This window comes from Sphingomonas sp. R647, from assembly GCF_020177055.1.
In the GTDB taxonomy this organism is placed as follows: Bacteria; Pseudomonadota; Alphaproteobacteria; order Sphingomonadales; family Sphingomonadaceae; genus Sphingomonas.
The window spans coordinates 21,256-36,503 of sequence record NZ_JAIQXT010000004.1 but is presented as its reverse complement, the minus strand read 5'-3'; the positions used below and the strand labels follow the sequence as shown (position 1 = coordinate 36,503).

The 15,248-nt window shown below is 66.3% G+C and carries 16 protein-coding genes; 4 read left to right on the top strand and 12 right to left on the bottom strand.

The window, feature by feature from the left end; genetic code table 11:
* Positions 1-3 precede the first annotated feature (3 nt).
* Entirely contained in the window at positions 4-546 is a 543-nt protein-coding gene (locus tag K9B35_RS10220; RefSeq protein ID WP_224921741.1) for a hypothetical protein, read from the top strand.
* Here K9B35_RS10220 and K9B35_RS10215 read toward each other — a convergent pair.
* A complete protein-coding gene (locus K9B35_RS10215) occupies positions 543-1,088 on the bottom strand; it encodes a DUF2306 domain-containing protein (protein WP_224921740.1) in 546 nt (181 codons plus the stop codon). The two genes, K9B35_RS10220 and K9B35_RS10215, sit on opposite strands and share 4 nt — an antisense overlap.
* Before the next feature lie 163 nt (positions 1,089-1,251).
* Between K9B35_RS10215 and K9B35_RS10210 the strand changes: the two genes are divergently transcribed.
* On the top strand, positions 1,252-2,034 hold the full coding sequence (locus K9B35_RS10210) for a LytTR family DNA-binding domain-containing protein (protein ID WP_224921739.1): 783 nt from the start codon (positions 1,252-1,254) through the stop codon (positions 2,032-2,034).
* 6 nt (positions 2,035-2,040) lie between these two features.
* Here K9B35_RS10210 and folP read toward each other — a convergent pair whose 3' ends face one another.
* Both folP and K9B35_RS10200 read right to left on the bottom strand, forming a co-directional pair.
* Positions 2,041-3,159, bottom strand: coding sequence for a dihydropteroate synthase (gene folP / locus K9B35_RS10205; protein ID WP_224921738.1), 1,119 nt, complete (start codon positions 3,157-3,159; stop codon positions 2,041-2,043).
* 96 nt (positions 3,160-3,255) lie between these two features.
* Positions 3,256-4,401, bottom strand: coding sequence for a site-specific DNA-methyltransferase (locus K9B35_RS10200; protein WP_318245966.1), 1,146 nt, complete (start codon positions 4,399-4,401; stop codon positions 3,256-3,258).
* A 344-nt stretch (positions 4,402-4,745) separates the two neighbouring features.
* On the opposite strand from K9B35_RS10200, the gene K9B35_RS10195 reads away from it, so the two are divergent.
* Complete coding sequence (locus K9B35_RS10195; RefSeq protein ID WP_224921737.1) at positions 4,746-6,341, top strand: isocitrate lyase; 1,596 nt, start codon at positions 4,746-4,748, stop codon at positions 6,339-6,341.
* Between the two features lie 90 nt (positions 6,342-6,431).
* Here the strand turns inward: K9B35_RS10195 and K9B35_RS10190 are convergent, their stop codons facing one another.
* The 7 genes from K9B35_RS10190 to glmM form a co-directional block, all read right to left on the bottom strand.
* The gene (locus tag K9B35_RS10190) at positions 6,432-6,866 is read right to left on the bottom strand and encodes a hypothetical protein (protein WP_224921736.1); all 435 of its coding nucleotides are present in this window, start codon (positions 6,864-6,866) and stop codon (positions 6,432-6,434) included.
* Complete coding sequence (locus tag K9B35_RS10185; RefSeq protein ID WP_224922228.1) at positions 6,863-7,477, bottom strand: ribonuclease HII; 615 nt, start codon at positions 7,475-7,477, stop codon at positions 6,863-6,865. The genes K9B35_RS10190 and K9B35_RS10185 overlap by 4 nt, the downstream gene beginning before the upstream one ends.
* Complete coding sequence (gene thiD, locus K9B35_RS10180) at positions 7,470-8,261, bottom strand: bifunctional hydroxymethylpyrimidine kinase/phosphomethylpyrimidine kinase (RefSeq protein WP_224921735.1); 792 nt, start codon at positions 8,259-8,261, stop codon at positions 7,470-7,472. The genes K9B35_RS10185 and thiD overlap by 8 nt, the downstream gene beginning before the upstream one ends.
* A gap of 476 nt (positions 8,262-8,737) precedes the next feature.
* Positions 8,738-9,613, bottom strand: a complete 876-nt coding sequence (locus K9B35_RS10175; RefSeq protein WP_224921734.1) for a 2-dehydropantoate 2-reductase — start codon at positions 9,611-9,613, stop codon at positions 8,738-8,740.
* Positions 9,610-9,843, bottom strand: coding sequence for a DUF1272 domain-containing protein (locus K9B35_RS10170; RefSeq protein WP_224921733.1), 234 nt, complete (start codon positions 9,841-9,843; stop codon positions 9,610-9,612). The genes K9B35_RS10175 and K9B35_RS10170 overlap by 4 nt, the downstream gene beginning before the upstream one ends.
* 191 nt (positions 9,844-10,034) lie before the next feature.
* Complete coding sequence (locus tag K9B35_RS10165) at positions 10,035-10,619, bottom strand: 2OG-Fe(II) oxygenase family protein (protein ID WP_224921732.1); 585 nt, start codon at positions 10,617-10,619, stop codon at positions 10,035-10,037.
* Positions 10,620-10,621: 2 nt separating this feature from the next.
* Positions 10,622-11,962, bottom strand: a complete 1,341-nt coding sequence (gene glmM / locus K9B35_RS10160; RefSeq protein ID WP_224921731.1) for a phosphoglucosamine mutase — start codon at positions 11,960-11,962, stop codon at positions 10,622-10,624.
* Positions 11,963-12,179: 217 nt separating this feature from the next.
* On the opposite strand from glmM, the gene K9B35_RS10155 reads away from it, so the two are divergent.
* On the top strand, positions 12,180-13,442 hold the full coding sequence (locus tag K9B35_RS10155) for a dicarboxylate/amino acid:cation symporter (protein ID WP_224921730.1): 1,263 nt from the start codon (positions 12,180-12,182) through the stop codon (positions 13,440-13,442).
* Between the two features lie 123 nt (positions 13,443-13,565).
* Here the strand turns inward: K9B35_RS10155 and gor are convergent, their stop codons facing one another.
* Positions 13,566-14,912, bottom strand: coding sequence for a glutathione-disulfide reductase (gene gor, locus K9B35_RS10150; protein WP_224921729.1), 1,347 nt, complete (start codon positions 14,910-14,912; stop codon positions 13,566-13,568).
* Positions 14,913-15,024: 112 nt separating this feature from the next.
* Positions 15,025-15,222, bottom strand: coding sequence for a DUF4926 domain-containing protein (locus K9B35_RS10145; protein ID WP_224921728.1), 198 nt, complete (start codon positions 15,220-15,222; stop codon positions 15,025-15,027).
* Between the last annotated feature and the right edge of the window lie 26 nt (positions 15,223-15,248).

The window sequence follows — 15,248 nt, the reverse complement described above, 5'->3', positions numbered from 1 at the left end:
GGCATGCTGCGCTTTATCGCCTTCGTCGCCGCCTTTCTCGCCCTCGCGGCGACCGCCGTGTTGCTTGTCACCGCAGGTGCCGCAGCGCTCGGTGCATGGTTCGGCATCCGTCGGTTGCGCACGAAGCTCGACCGCTATCGGCTGCGGCGCGGGCAGGCGGCGGATCCGGGCGATCCGCTGGAGGCGGCGTGGACGCTGGCCGCCGTTGAAGCCGATTGGGCGGTGAGCCGGGTCGCAGCGGCGCGGACGAGCTGTTCGCGGCTGCTCGCGATCGCCGATGCCGATCCGCTGGCGACCGACGCGGTCGACTGGGCGAACGTCATCCGCCGCCGCGTTCCAGATCTCGTTGCCGCGTGCATGGATGAGAGCCGCGACGCGACCCCGATCGAGCGCCGCCGCAACCTCGACGACCTGATCGACAGCCTCGAAAAGATCGGGGCCGAAGCTGAGCGTCGCCGCGACCGCTTTCGCGACGGGCGGGTGAGCCCGTTCACGGTCCAGCGCACCTATGTCGATCAGCGCACGCGCCCCGGACCGCTGAACTAGCTGAACAGCCACGCCCCCATCAGGCGGTTGCCGGCAAAGGCGAAGATGCCCGGAATGATCAGCGCGCCCAGATAGAGGCCGAGCAGGTGGTTGCGGTGTTTGCGCAGCTGGCCACGGCGCGCACTGGCGACCGTCTGCCATGCTCCGATCAGCGTCAGCGGCACGAACAGGTGGATGAAGCTGAACTGCCCGTCATTGATGTGACGGATGAAGATCGCGGCCAGCGCGGTCGTTACCATCAGCGCGATCCAGATCCGGCCAAGCAACTTGTGCCGTGCGCCACCCTTGCGGGTCAGCATCAGATACAGGCCCAGCGGAACGGCCGGGATCACCGTCGCGACGTGGACGATGACCGCGAGGTGGCGGGTCGAGCTATGGTCGATGGTCATGCCCAGCGCCCACCGCGCCAGCGCGATGGCTATCGCCAGCGTCATCGCGCCCCCGCTGATCGCCACCAGCGCACGCCAGATCGGGGACAGGTCGAATCCTCCGGCATGCGGGGGGCGGCGATGGATGGTGGCATTGGTCATGGCGGCGTGCATGAAAGGCTCCGTGTGGTTGTCGGGACAGGGCCTCGCCCGACCGGGCTGGCATCGCAATCGCGGTTGCGTGAGCGGGGCGCGCCTTTCGTGGACGGTGACGCAAATGCCTGTTCACGCATCGCGAACGGGCGATAAGAGGCGTGGGGCTAGCCAAGGGGAAAAGATGTCGACGGTGCGCCAGATCCTGATCGAGCTTGCGGCGATGGTCGCGATCGGCATCGTGCTGGCGCTGATCGGCCCGTTCGGCAGTTTCGCCGCGAGTTTCGGATGGCGCCTGCTTTACTGGGTGCCGCTAATTGTCGCCGGCTATCTGATCTATCGCCCGATCGGTGCGGCGGCGACTTGGCTCGGACTGCGCCTACAGCTTCCGATCGGGCCGATGTGGGTGGTGGCGACGCTGGTCGCGACGGTGCCTATGACGGTGCTGGTCTGGGCGGCGAGCTGCTCCGGTATGTGCAGGCCTCCTGACAGTATCGACCGCGCGTTGATCTGGTACGGGCAGGTGCTTGTGATCGGCGGAGCGGTGACGCTGCTCCTGTACCTGCGCAGCCCACGCGGTGCGGTCTTGCGGTCGCAGGTGGATGAGCGTTCGCCGGAATCCCTTCCCGAACCGGCCCCCGCCGCCGTAATGCCGGGTTCGCCGTTCCTGGATCGGCTTCCGCCGCATCTGGGGACGACGCTGATCGCGCTCGAGATGGAGGATCATTATGTCCGCGCGCATACCATGCTGGGCAGCGACTTGATCCTGATGCGGATACGCGATGCGATCGCCGAGCTTGCCGGGGTGCCGGGGATGCAGGTGCATCGCAGCTGGTGGGTCGCGCAGGCGGCGGTCGCCGCGGTCGAGCGCGACGGGCGCAATGTCAGGCTGGAGCTGGCCAACGGTCTGCGCGCGCCGGTCTCGCGCGAGCGGGTGGCAGCACTGCGAGAGGCAGGCTGGATCTGATCCGCTTCAGCCCGGCTGGCCGACCAGCCCGTGGTCCTTCATGCCCCGCCAGACCCGCACCGCCTGTACGGTTTCGGCTACGTCATGGACGCGCAGTAACTGACAACCTGCTTCAGCGCCTTTGATCGCGAGCGTGACTGAGCCGCCGAGCCGCCGCTCGACCGGTGCCTCATGATCCAGCGCGCCGATCATGCGCTTGCGGCTCGCGCCCAGCATGATTGGCAGGCCAAGCCCGTGGAACAGGGTGAGGCCGTTCATCAGCGCGAGATTGTCGGCGAGCGACTTGCCAAAGCCGATGCCGGGATCGAGCAGGATGTTGCTGCGCTGGACGCCGCCTGCAACCACCGCCGCGATCCTCGCCTCCAGCCAGTCGAAAATCTCGATCAGCGGATCGCGATAGCCGCTGCCGCCATGCGGCGACTGGGCCGGGTCGGGCGAGTGCATCAGGATCACCGGGCATCCGGCGCGGGCCACGACCTCGATCGCGCGCGGATCATAGGCAAGCGCGGCGACGTCGTTGACGATATGCGCGCCAGCGGCGAGCGCGGCCTCCATCACCGATGCCTTGCGCGTGTCGATCGACACCGGGACGCCGGATTTTGCCAGCCGCTCGATGACCGGGACGACGCGCTGAATCTCGTCGCCTTCCCACACGGCTTCGGCACCCGGTCGCGTCGATTCGCCACCGACATCGACCAGCGACGCGCCCGCAACGCCCATGTCGAACCCGGACTGCGCCACTGCCGCTGGGTCGGCGCCATGTTTGCCGCCATCGGAGAAGCTGTCGGGGGTCACGTTGAGGATGCCCGCGACGAGCGGCTGGTCGAGACGCAGCGCGCGCTCGCCCGCGCGGATCACCGGGCGCGGGGCGGAGATGGCAGCGGCGAGGGTGCGAAGCCGTTCGGCTTGCGCGTCGGGCAGCTGGGTGAGCAGGCCGGGAAGCTGTTCGACGGGGAGGAGCCGTTGCGCGACACGGCGGCCGCCCTCGACCGCGATCAGCTCATAGGCGGCGAACCAGCCAAGTCCTCCGGCCAGCCGTGCCACCTGTCCGTCATAGCCGATCGGGCTATCGACCGGCGCGACGGGGCGGAGATAGAGGCGGGCGGCGGGGGGGAAGTTGGTCACCATCACTCCGTTTGCCCTGAGCCTGTCGAAGGGCTTGGTGCCACCTTTAGTGACGCCTACCGTGCTTCGACAAGCTCAGCACAAACGGATGGTCGGTTACGGCTGCGTCGCGAGCAGATAGGTCTGGCGCAGGCTGTCGATCGGCTGGAGCCGCTCGGCACCCTCATGGTGCCAGAAGGTCCAGCCATTGCAGGACGGTGCGCCCTGCAGCGTCGCGCCGACCTTGTGGATCGACCCGGCAACGCCGCAATCGGTGAGCAGCGATCCGTCGGCCTTCACCACCGCACGCCAGCGGCGCTTGGCATCGCTCAGCACCGTGCCGGGCTTGAGATAGCCGGTTTCGATCAGCGTGCCGAACGCGACGCGCGGTGCCTGACGCGGCGCCATCATCGTGGTGACGGCGCTCTCGTCGAGCGGCAGCGCCGCGGCGATGCGCTCCAGTGCCGCCTCGACATAATTGCCTTCGCGTTCGATCCCGATCCAGTGGCGGCGCAGGCGCTTGGCCACCGCGCCGGTGGTGCCGGTGCCGAAGAACGGGTCGAGGATGATGTCGCCCGGCTTGGTACAGGCGAGCATGACGCGGTAGAGCAACGCCTCGGGCTTCTGGGTCGGGTGGACCTTGGTGCCGTTCTTCTTCAGCCGCTCCTGCCCGCCGCAGATCGGGAATTCCCAGTCGCTGCGCATCTGAAGCTCGTCGTTGAGCGTCTTCATGCTGCGGTAATTGAAGGTATATTTCGACTTCTCGCCCATCGACGCCCAGATCAGCGTTTCGTGCGCGTTGGTGAAGCGCGTGCCCTTGAAATTGGGCATCGGGTTGGCCTTGCGCCAGATGATGTCGTTGAGGATCCAGAAGCCGAGGTCCTGGATCGCCGAGCCGACCTTGAAGATGTTGTGATAGCTGCCGATCACCCAGATCGTGCCGTTGGGCTTGAGCACGCGGCGTGCCTCGGCCAGCCAGGCGCGGGTGAAGGCGTCGTAGGCGGACAGCGAATCGAACTTGTCCCAATCGTCGGTGACGGCGTCGACATGGCTGCCGTCGGGGCGGTTGAGGTCGCCGCCGAGCTGGAGGTTGTAGGGCGGGTCGGCGAAGATCATGTCGACCGACGCGGCCGGAAGGGCGCGCATCGCTTCGATACAATCCTGCTGGATGATCGAATCGAGCGGGAGCACGTCGACCCAGCTGCGGGTGCGCACCTCGACCGCTGCCTGCGTCGCCTCAGCGACCTTTTCGATGACCCCCATTAACCACTCCAAACCCCGTTGAACCGGTGAAACGCCACGAACTCAGGACTCCGTCAAGCGAACATTGGTTAACGAAAAGGCTTGGGATTCCGTTAACTTGGTGGAACATTTCGGCACTTATCCACATGTTGAGTCCGGAAGTTATCCACAGGCACTAGGTTTGGGGTGTGGCGAAAAAGACTCGCCGGGGCCGATTCCGGTGAGCTGAAGGCAGTCACAAATTTACAAAACGACACACCGTTGAACGCTGGCTGACGACCAAGCGACCGGGTTGGGTGGTGATTTCATCGGTAATTGGCGGGCCAAGTGAATAGTCACACTCGCAATCCAAGCGAGGTGCCGCAATGACCTACCACGACGAGATCGCCCGGGCCGCCAAGCCCATCGACGCACAGCAGGGCCGCTGGGACGGCATCGATGCCGAATCGGTTGCGCGGATGCGGTTGCAGAACCGGTTCCGCACCGGGCTCGACATTGCGAAGTACACCGCCGGGATCATGCGCCGCGACATGGCGGCCTATGACGCCGATCCGGCGGCCTACACCCAGTCGCTCGGCTGCTGGCATGGCTTCATCGCGCAGCAGAAGATGATCGCGATCAAGAAGCATTTCGGCAGCACCAAGCGGCGCTACCTCTATCTTTCCGGCTGGATGGTCGCGGCGCTGCGCAGCGATTTCGGGCCGCTGCCCGATCAGTCGATGCACGAAAAGACCAGCGTCCCCGCGCTGATCGAGGAACTCTATACCTTCCTCAAGCAGGCCGATGCTCGGGAACTGGGGATGATGTTCCGCGATCTCGATGCGGCGCGGGATGCCGGCAATGCGGTCGAGGCGGCGCGGATCCAGAATGCGATCGACCATTACGAGACGCATGTCGTGCCGATCATCGCCGATATTGATGCGGGCTTCGGCAATGCCGAGGCGACCTATCTGCTCGCCAAGAAGATGATCGAGGCCGGGGCCTGCGCGCTCCAGATCGAGAATCAGGTCAGCGACGAGAAGCAGTGCGGGCATCAGGACGGCAAGGTCACGGTGCCGCATGAGGACTTCCTCGCGAAGGTCCGCGCCTGTCGCTATGCCTTCATGGAGCTGGGCGTCGATGACGGGATCATCGTCACGCGGACCGATTCGCTCGGCGCCGGGCTGACCAAGCAGATCGCTTACTCCAAGGAGCCGGGCGATCTGGGCGATCAGTACAACGCCTTTCTCGATTGCGAGGAGGTCACCGATCTGTCGGGCGTCAATGGCGATGTCGTCATCAACCGTGGCGGCAAGCTGATGAAGCCCAAGCGGCTGCCATCGAACCTGTTCCAGTTCCGCGAGGGGACCGGGGCGGATCGCTGCGTGCTCGATTGCATCACCAGCCTTCAACATGGCGCCGACCTGCTGTGGATCGAGACCGAAAAGCCCCATATCGAGCAGATCGCGTCGATGGTGGACCGGATCCGCGAGGTCGTTCCGAACGCCAAGCTGGTCTATAACAATTCGCCGAGCTTCAACTGGACGCTGAATTTCCGTCAGCAGGTGTTCGACGCCTGGACGGAAGCGGGCCGGGACGTGTCAGCCTATGACCGCGCCAAGCTGATGAGCGTCGACTATGACGGCACCGAGCTGGCGGACGAGGCGGATGAGAAGATCCGCACCTTCCAGAAGGATGCGGCGGCGCGGGCCGGCATCTTCCACCACCTGATCACTTTGCCGACCTATCACACGGCGGCGCTGTCGACCGACAATCTCGCCAGAGAGTATTTCGGCGAGATGGGGATGCTCGGCTACGTCAAGGGCGTGCAGCGGCAGGAGATCCGGCAGGGCATTGCCTGTGTGAAGCACCAGAACATGTCGGGCAGCGACATTGGCGATGATCACAAGGAGTATTTCGCTGGTGAAGCCGCGCTGAAGGCCGGCGGGGCGCATAACACGATGAATCAGTTCGCGGCGTAAACGCCGTCACCATTTCCTGGGGAGGAAAGGAGGCCCGTCGTCACGCTGTGGTGTGGCGGCGGGCCTTTTCCCTCATTTCAAAGAGCGTGGTCAGGCAAAGCTGATCAGGTCGCTGGCGGCATAGGGTAGGCGGATGCCGCTAATCGGCAGAATAATATAGATGGGGGCGAGGCTGGCATCGCCGCCATGTATTTGCTGCGCGGCCATCCAGTCTGAATAGGCTGTGTGAAGCTTCGTGCGGGTCGGCTCATCGAGTGCGGCAAATCGCGTTTGCAGCGCACCGAGCGCGAAATCGTGCGCGGGGCGGGCGAGATCTGCGACCCATTTTAGCTTCCCGGTCGAGTGCCATTCGCTAATCGCATCGAGTTGCCGCTCGCTCAGGACTTCTCGAAATGCGTCGGCCTTGCCCCGGCAGTCGATCACGAAAAGCGGCTCGCGGCCAAAACTGCTTCTTTGACATTCAAGCTTATCGAGTCGGGCCTCAACCTCACGCTGAGACGGAGATTTGAGATAGTTCGCGATCATGCCGGAACCCCAAAATTCAGTTCCGCCTGTGCCACCGGTGCGAAGCTGCGGCGGTGGTGGGGGGTGGGGCCTAGATTGCGCAGCGCCTCTTGGTGGACGCGGGCGGCGTAGCCCTTGTTGCTGGCCCAGCCATAGCCGGGGTGGAGGGCGTCCAATTCGGCCATGATGCAGTCGCGGCGGTGCTTGGCGACAATCGAGGCGGCGGCGATCGACAGGCAGCGGGCGTCGCCGCCGATCACGGGCTCGCTGGCATGGGGCCAGTCGGGGCAGCGGTTGCCGTCGACCAGGACATAGGCTGGCGGCAGGTCGAGCGCGGCGACGGCGCGGGTCATTGCCAGCATCGTTGCCCACAGGATGTTGAGCCGGTCGATCTCCTCGACACTGGCGATGCCGATGCCGACGCGGGCACAGCGCAGGATCGCTTCGCACAATGCGGCGCGCTTGGCGGCGGTCAGTGCCTTGGAATCGTCGATGCCGTCGGGGATGCAGGCCGGGTCGAGGATCACGGCGGCGGCGACGACCGGTCCGGCGAGCGGGCCGCGGCCGGCCTCATCCACGCCGGCGACCGGGCCGCGGACGGCGTGGCGCAACTCGAAGGTCAGGTCAGGCATCGTCATCGTCCGCGCCATCGACCACGTCGAACGGCACCATGCCGAGCGCATGGCCGACCGGGCCATGGCCTTCGCCAAGTCCCGGCGCATTGAGGATCGCGAGGCGGACAAAGCGCACGGCCTGAATGAACGCGTCGCCGATCGACAGGCCCGAGCCGAGGCCAGTGGCGAGCGCGGCGGCGAAGGTGCAGCCGGTGCCGTGCGTGTCGGGGGTGTCGATCCGCTCCGCCTCGATCTCCATCACCAGCCGGTCCTTCGGCGCATAGAGCTGATCGAGGATCGTCGGCCCCTCCTTATGCCCGCCCTTTTCGGCGAGGTGGCAGCCATAGGCGAGCACCGCCTGGCGCCCACCGAGCGCGGCGAGTTCGGGCAGGTTGGGGGTGACGACCGACGCGATCGTCATCAGCCGTTCGAACGCGGCGATGGTTTCGGGGTCGGCGAGCACCGATCCGCTGGTGGCGATCATGACGGGATCGAACACGATTGGACAGTCGAGCGCCTCGAGCCGGTCGGCGACGGCATGGGCGATCTCCGCCGAGCCGATCATGCCGATCTTCACCGCGTCACAGCCGATGTCGGAGGTCACGGCGTCGATCTGCGCCAGCACGATGTCGACCGGCACCGGGTGGATGGCGGTGACGCCGAGCGTGTTCTGCGCGGTGATCGCGGTGATCGCGGTGGTCGCATGGCCGCCGAGCATGGTGACGGTGCGGATATCGGCCTGGATTCCGGCTCCGCCGCCGGAGTCGGAGCCGGCGATGATGAGGATGCGGGGGATGCTCATGGCGCGACTGTCCGGACGATGCTGACGAAAAAGGGCGTGTGTCGGGGCGACAGGACGGGTTCGCGCCGGGTTCCGGACCGCGACGCGACACTGACGCGACACCGGGGCGACATCCGGGCGACAGATGCGCAACGGCGACGCGACAGGCTGACAACGCGCGGACAACCGGTTCGCGCCGGGGACACGACAGTTGTTGGGCAGTAGCGCGACCGAAGCGCGACGCGGGCGTCAGGCCGATGGGGTCGAGGTTGGATGGTCGCGGACATTGTGGTCAAGCCATGACACAGGCGGGGGGCTGTAGGAAAGGGTGGGTGGCTGAAACTCCCCTCCCTGAAAGGGAGGGGTTGGGGGTGGGTGCGCGCGTCTGCGCGCTCCAACAGGCGCATCCCGAGATGCGAGCGGCCAGCACGGCGTCGAGCCGCGCTGGCCGCAAACCCACCCCTAGCCCCTCCCTTTCAGGGAGGGGAACAAGAAGGTCAGTCGCGTGTCGTGCCCTTCCTCAGCACCACATCCGCCATGCGGTTGAGCGGGGTGTCGATGCCATGTTTCGCGCCCAGCCGGGCAATCACGCCATTGCGGGCGTCGGCTTCGGTCGGGCGGTTGGCGAGGCGGTCGGCGTGGATTGAGTTGATCGAGTCCGCCGGGCCGCTGCGATAGCCGTCCACCACTTGGTCGGGCAGGTCGTCGGGGAGCGTTGCGCCCTCGGCCCGGCCGACGGCGACACATTCTCGGATCAGCGCGCGCATTAGCTCGGCGGCTTCATCGTCGTGGGCGATGCCGGCGGGCTGGAGGGTGAGGGCGTTGACGGCTCCGGCGCAATTGACCGCGAGCTTGCGCCAGGCGGCGGTCAGCCAGTCGTCGGTCAGGATCGTGTCGATCGGGCTGTGCGCGAAGAGCGCGGCGAAGGCGCGTCCGGCGTCGTCGTCGGGGACGGTGAGGCTGCCGTTGCGGCGCTGAACGACATTGCCGGGGGCGCGGCGTTCGGCGGGGATGTCGACGATGACGGGCGCGATGCGCGCCGGGTCGAGGGTGGGGAAGCGGCTGTAATGCTCGACCCCGTTCTGCAGGATTGCGACATGGGTTTCGGGGCCGACCAGCCGGTCGAGCCAGAGCTGCGCGCCCGGCGCGTCATAGGTCTTGGTCACCACCAGCACCCAGTCGGCGGGCTGGGCGGTGGCGGGGTCGGTGAGAAGGTGCGGGGTGCTTTCGAGCACGCCGTCGGGGGTTTCGACCCGCAGCGTGGTGAACGGGGTGCGCGCGCAGAGGGTGACGTCATGGCCGGGCGCGGCGATCAGCCAGGCGGCGATGCTGGCGCCGACCGCGCCGGTGCCGACGACGGCGATGCGGGTCAATTGTCGTTCCCGCTGAAGCGCCGCGCAGTGCTGGCCGGATATTTCTTGAGCGCATCGCCGACGCGGGCCGGGCGGTCGAGCAGTTCGCCGCCGCAATTGGGGCAGGTCTCGTCGAGCTGATCGGCGCAGTCGGCGCAGAAGCTGCATTCGAACGAGCAGATGAACGCCCCGCCCTGATCGGCGGGAAGATCGGTGCCGCAGCGTTCGCAGTCGGGGCGCATTTCGAGCATTTGACGTCCTTGGCTTGGTTGTCGGCTTGGCTCTACCCCGTTTGTGCTGAGCTTGTCGAAGCACGATAGCTGAATTCAGCGAGGACGGGAGATCGCCCTTCGACGGGCTCAGGACAGGCCCTTCGACGGGCTCAGGACTGGCCCTTCGACAAGCTCAGGGCAAACGGAGTTGGGGAGTTCGCAGACTAAGCCTAGCCCTCGAATACATAGACGTCCCGCCCAAAGGCTGGCGGCTGGTCGGTGGGGCTGGCGTGATAGACCATGGCGATGGCGAGGCGCTCGCCGCCTTCGGGTAGCGGATCGACGCGATGTTCGATTGCGCCGGGGAAGCAGGTGAACAGGCCGGGGCGGGGGGTGAGGCGCGCGCTGCGGTCTTCGCCGTCGCGGAAGGACAGCGTTCCCGCGCCTGCGGGGATCGCAGCGTAGAAGACGCCGGTGACGATGTTGGCGTCGCGGTGCCAGTCATTGGTTGCGCCGCCGCCGCGCAGGATGTTGAGCGTGGTCGCCGAACTCAGCCGGTTGCTGGCGAACACCGGCTGGCCAAGGCTGGTGCTGGCAAAGTCGCGCAGCACGCCATGATAGAGGCGCCAGAACCAGTCGAGCCGGGCGCGCACTACATCACCCTCGACGATGGCGAAGCTCCAGCCGGGCGTGTCGATGATCGCGATGCGTTCGGGCGCATCGGCGAGCGCCGCGACCTGATCCGCCCAGCCATCGGGCAGCAGGCCCTGTGCCGCGAGGTCGAGCGTGTGGAACGGTCGCCAGTCCGGCTCCACGCTTACGCCGCCGCCTTGCGCACCGCGTCGCAGATGCGGTTCACCACCGCCTCGACCTGCGCCATGTCTTCGCCCTCTGCCATCACGCGGATCACCGGTTCGGTGCCGGAGGGGCGGATGACGAGGCGGCCGACGCCCTGTAGTTCGGCTTCGGCGGCGGCGATCACGTCCTGCACCGCGCCGTGTTCGAGCGGTTTGCCGCCGGAGAAGCGGACATTTTTGAGCAATTGCGGCAGCGGGTCGAAGCGGTGCAGCACTTCGCTGGCCGGGGCGCCGGCGCGGACGATTTCGGCGAGGATCTGCAGCGCGGCGATCAGGCCGTCGCCGGTGGTGGCATAGTCGGACAGGATGATGTGGCCGGACTGTTCGCCGCCGACATTATAGCCCGAGGCGCGCATCTTTTCGAGGACATGGCGGTCGCCGACCTTGGTGCGGACGAGGCCAAGGCCCTGTGCCGCGAGATGGCGTTCGAGGCCGAGATTGGACATCACCGTGGCGACGAGGCCGCCGCCCGCGAGCCGCCCCTGGCGCGCCCAGCCGCCGGCGATCGCCGCCATCAGCTGATCACCATCGACCACCTGACCCTGTTCGTCCGCGACGATCAGCCGGTCGGCGTCGCCGTCGAGCGCGATACCGATATGCGCGCCCGATGCGACCACCGTCTCGCACAAAGTGAGCGGCGCGGTCGAGCCGACCTGATCGTTGATATTCTTGCCATTGGGCGAGACGCCGATCGCGACGACTTCGGCGCCCAGCTCCCACAAGGCGGAAGGCGCGACCTGATAGGCGGCACCATTGGCGCAATCGACCACGATCTTGAGCCCGTCGAGGCTGAGATCGGCAGGGAAGGTTGCCTTGGCGAAGTGGATGTAGCGGCCCTTGACGTCATCGACGCGGCGGGCGCGGCCGATGTCGGAGGAGGGGGCGAGCGGGATGTCGGCGTCGATCAGCGCCTCGATCGCGGCTTCATCCTCGTCCGACAGCTTGAAGCCATCGGGGCCGAACAGCTTGATGCCATTGTCGGCGTACGGGTTATGGCTGGCCGAGATCATCACGCCGAGGTCGGCGCGCATCGAATGGGTGAGCATCGCGACGGCGGGCGTCGGCATCGGGCCGACCAGGGTTACGTCCATGCCGACGCTGGTGAAGCCCGCGACCAGCGCGCTTTCGATCATGTAACCCGACAGGCGGGTGTCCTTGCCGATCACCACGCGGTGGCGGTGATCGCCGCGCACGAAATGCTTGCCGGCCGCCATGCCGACCTTCATCGCCATCGCCGCCGTCATGTGGCCCGCATTGGTCGCGCCGCGGATTCCGTCCGTTCCGAAATATTTTCTTGCCATATCTGCCCGCTTTGCGACGTTGCCCCGGCTTGCATCGACCTTCAGTCCATGCTGGCCTGCAAGTGGCGGCTCTGCACGCTTCCGGTGCTCACGTACCTTGAGTACGCTGCGCTCCGGGTCGTACAGAACCACCACTTTCGGCTCAGCCTGAACTGAATCTCGATACAAGCCAATTCCCGTGGCGCGGTCATAGCGCCGCTTTTTCGCAAGGGCGAGCATGTCGCAAGCAACCCGTATCTTCGTTGCACTCATTCTGGCGCTGGCCATCGGGGTTATCGCTGCCGCGCTGGCGCCCGAGCGCGCGCTGGTCGCCGCCGAGTGGGTCCAGCCGATCGGTACGATGTGGCTGCACGCGTTGCAGATGACGATCGTGCCTTTGGTCGTGTCGCTGCTGATCACCGGCATCGCGGCGACGGCGGAGGCGGCGCGGGCGAGCACGCTGGCGACGCGGGCCTTCATTACCTTCATCGTGCTGTTGTGGATTTCGTCCGCGCTGGGCGGAGCGATCGCGCTGGGGCTGTTGTCGGCGTTTCCGCTGGGGGCCGATCTCGGCACGGCGTTGAGCGCGGCGTTGGGCGCTGCGCCGCCGACCGGCGAGATTCCGCCCTTCTCCGCCTTCCTCGTCGCGCTTGTGCCGTCGAACCCGATCGCCTCGGCGGTCAATGACGCGTTCCTGCCGATGATCCTGTTCACCACCGTGTTCGCCTTTGCGATCACGCGGTTGCCGGTCGAGGAGCGCGAGCGGCTGACCGGGTTTTTCCAGGCGATCGGCAATGCGATGCTGGTCGTGATCAACTGGGTGCTGTGGCTGGGGCCGATCGGCGTCGGCGCGCTCGCCTATGTCGTCGGCGCGCGGGCGGGGACGGCGGCGTTCGGGGCGCTGCTCCATTATGTCGCGATCCTGTGCACCGTCGGCGTGGTGCTGTGGCTGCTCGCCGTACCGTTCGCGTGGGGCGTGGCGAAGGTGGCGCCGGGGCGGTTCATCCGCGCGATCGTGCCGAGCCAGGTGGTCGCGGCGTCGACGCAAAGCTCGCTCGCCAGCCTGCCCGCGATGCTGCGCTCGACCGAGGCGCTGGGCGTGCCGGTGGCGCGTGCGGGGGTGGTGCTGCCGCTCGCTGTTGCGCTGTTCCGCTGGACCGGGCCGGCGATGAACTTTGCCGTCGCGATCTATGTCGCGCACTGGTTCGGGATCGAGCTGACCGCGGGGCAGATCGCCGCGGGCTGGGCGGCGGCGGCGATCACGACGATGGGCGCGGTGGGGCTGCCCGGGACGATCAGCTTTGTGTCGTCAATCGCACCGATCGCGATCGCGATGGGCGTGCCGATCGCGCCGCTGGGGCTGCTGGTGGCGGTGGAGACGATCCCCGACATCTTCCGCACGCTGGGCAATGTCGCGATGGATGTCGGCGCGACGCGGGCGATTGCCGGTGAGGGTGAGGCGGATAGCGAGGCGGATGCGTTGTTGCGCGAGGGGGCGTAACACGTGCTCGTCACCCCGGCCTTGGGCCGGGGTCCACTCCGCTTCATGCGCGGCGATGGAGCCTGAAGCTTCGCGCCTGCCTCCCGGTGGACCCCGGCACAAGGCCGGGGTGACCAGCGTTGTTTACTTCATCAAGACAAGCTCTTCCGCCATGCTCGGGTGCAGCGCCACGGTCTGGTCGAAATCGTCCTTCGTCAGGCCGGCCTTGACCGCCACTGCCGCCGCCTGAAGGATTTCGGGGGCGTCGGGGCCGATCATGTGGAGGCCCAATACCTTCCCCGAGTTCGGCTCGCAGATCATCTTGTAGAGCGCGCGTTCGTTGCGGTTCGCCAGCACATTTTTCATCGCGCGGAAGTCCGAGGTGTAGACCTTTACCGCGCCGAATTTCTGCTTGGCCTCGCTCTCGGTCATGCCGACGCCGGCGATGGGCGGGTGGCTGAACACGGCCGAGGGGATGCAGCCATAGTCCACGGTTGTCGGCTTGTTGCCGAAGACGGTGTCGGCGAATGCCTGGCCCTCGCGGATCGCGACGGGGGTGAGCTGGACGCGGTTGGTGACGTCGCCGACGGCGTAGATCGAATCGACCGACGACTTGTTGTCGGCGCCGACCACGACCGCGCCCTTGGCGTCCAGCTCGACCCCGGCTTGCGCCAGGCCCAGGCCGTCGGTGTTGGGGACGCGACCGGTGGCGAAGAGGACGCAGTCGACCTCCATATCGTCATGGTTGGTCATGCTGACCTTGAGGCTGCCATCGGCCTGCTTCTCGATCCCGCGGAATTCGGCGTGGAAACGGAAATCGATGCCCTTGGTCATCGAAATCTGGAGCAGCCGGTCGCGAATCTGTTCGTCATAGCCGCGCAGGATCACGTCGCTGCGGTTGATCAGCGTCACCTTGCTGCCGAATTCGTTGAAGATGCCGGCAAATTCATTGGCGATATAGCCCGCGCCCGCGATCAGCACCCGCTTGGGCAGCGCGTCGAGGTGGAACACTTCGTTCGAGGTGATGCCATGTTCGTGGCCGGGGCAGGCCGGGACCAGCGGGCGCGCGCCGACCGCGATCAGGATCTTGCCGGCGCTGATCGTGCGACCGCTCGCCAGCGTGACTTCGTTCGGGCCGGAGACAGTGGCGCGTTCGTGGACGATCTCGACCCCGTGGCTGTCGAGCGTGTTGGTGTAGGCGCCGTTGAGCCGGTCGACTTCGGACAGGACATTGTCGCGCAGCACTGCCCAGTCGAAGTCGCATTCGGGCACGTTCCAGCCGAAGCGGCGCGCGTCGTGCAGATCCTCGGCGAAATGCGCGCCATAGACGAGCAGCTTCTTGGGCACGCAGCCGCGGATGACGCAGGTGCCGCCGACACGATATTCCTCGGCAATCGCGACCTTCGCGCCGTGCGCGGCGGCAACGCGGGAGGCGCGGACGCCGCCGGAGCCTGCGCCGATGACGAAGAGGTCGTAGTCGTAATCGGCCATGTCGGGCTCCTGTTGGGTCGTCGGAGCGGGAGATAGGGGGCTGGGGTGGGATTGCCAACGGAGGGGGTGGTGGGGAACGGCCCTACCCCCCGGGATGCCCTGCTTTCCGCGACTAGGTTTTTGATAATTCCAACTGACCGGAAGAGATAACTGCCATCGCTCTCGTTGTTCCGTCCGGGTCGGAAAACTCCACTTCGTAGTTTCCGCTGCCGTAATCTTCGATGATGTAACCCATATCGCCGGGATTGACCTTTTCGATCAAATCCGCCGGTCCGACATAGATAACTTCGTCGTAAGTCGAGAAATTCATGGTCGTTTCCTTGAGTGGTGGCGAGC

Coding starts and splice junctions, on each gene's coding strand:
- K9B35_RS10215 (WP_224921740.1), bottom strand. CDS start 1,088: ATGCACGCCGCCATGACCAATGCCACCATCCATCGCCGCCCCCCGCAT.
- gor (WP_224921729.1), bottom strand. CDS start 14,912: ATGGCCGATTACGACTACGACCTCTTCGTCATCGGCGCAGGCTCCGGC.
- K9B35_RS10195 (WP_224921737.1), top strand. CDS start 4,746: ATGACCTACCACGACGAGATCGCCCGGGCCGCCAAGCCCATCGACGCA.
- K9B35_RS10155 (WP_224921730.1), top strand. CDS start 12,180: ATGTCGCAAGCAACCCGTATCTTCGTTGCACTCATTCTGGCGCTGGCC.
- K9B35_RS10210 (WP_224921739.1), top strand. CDS start 1,252: ATGTCGACGGTGCGCCAGATCCTGATCGAGCTTGCGGCGATGGTCGCG.
- thiD (WP_224921735.1), bottom strand. CDS start 8,261: ATGAGCATCCCCCGCATCCTCATCATCGCCGGCTCCGACTCCGGCGGC.
- K9B35_RS10170 (WP_224921733.1), bottom strand. CDS start 9,843: ATGCTCGAAATGCGCCCCGACTGCGAACGCTGCGGCACCGATCTTCCC.
- K9B35_RS10200 (WP_318245966.1), bottom strand. CDS start 4,401: ATGGGGGTCATCGAAAAGGTCGCTGAGGCGACGCAGGCAGCGGTCGAG.
- K9B35_RS10145 (WP_224921728.1), bottom strand. CDS start 15,222: ATGAATTTCTCGACTTACGACGAAGTTATCTATGTCGGACCGGCGGAT.
- K9B35_RS10185 (WP_224922228.1), bottom strand. CDS start 7,477: ATGCCTGACCTGACCTTCGAGTTGCGCCACGCCGTCCGCGGCCCGGTC.
- glmM (WP_224921731.1), bottom strand. CDS start 11,962: ATGGCAAGAAAATATTTCGGAACGGACGGAATCCGCGGCGCGACCAAT.
- K9B35_RS10190 (WP_224921736.1), bottom strand. CDS start 6,866: ATGATCGCGAACTATCTCAAATCTCCGTCTCAGCGTGAGGTTGAGGCC.
- K9B35_RS10220 (WP_224921741.1), top strand. CDS start 4: ATGCTGCGCTTTATCGCCTTCGTCGCCGCCTTTCTCGCCCTCGCGGCG.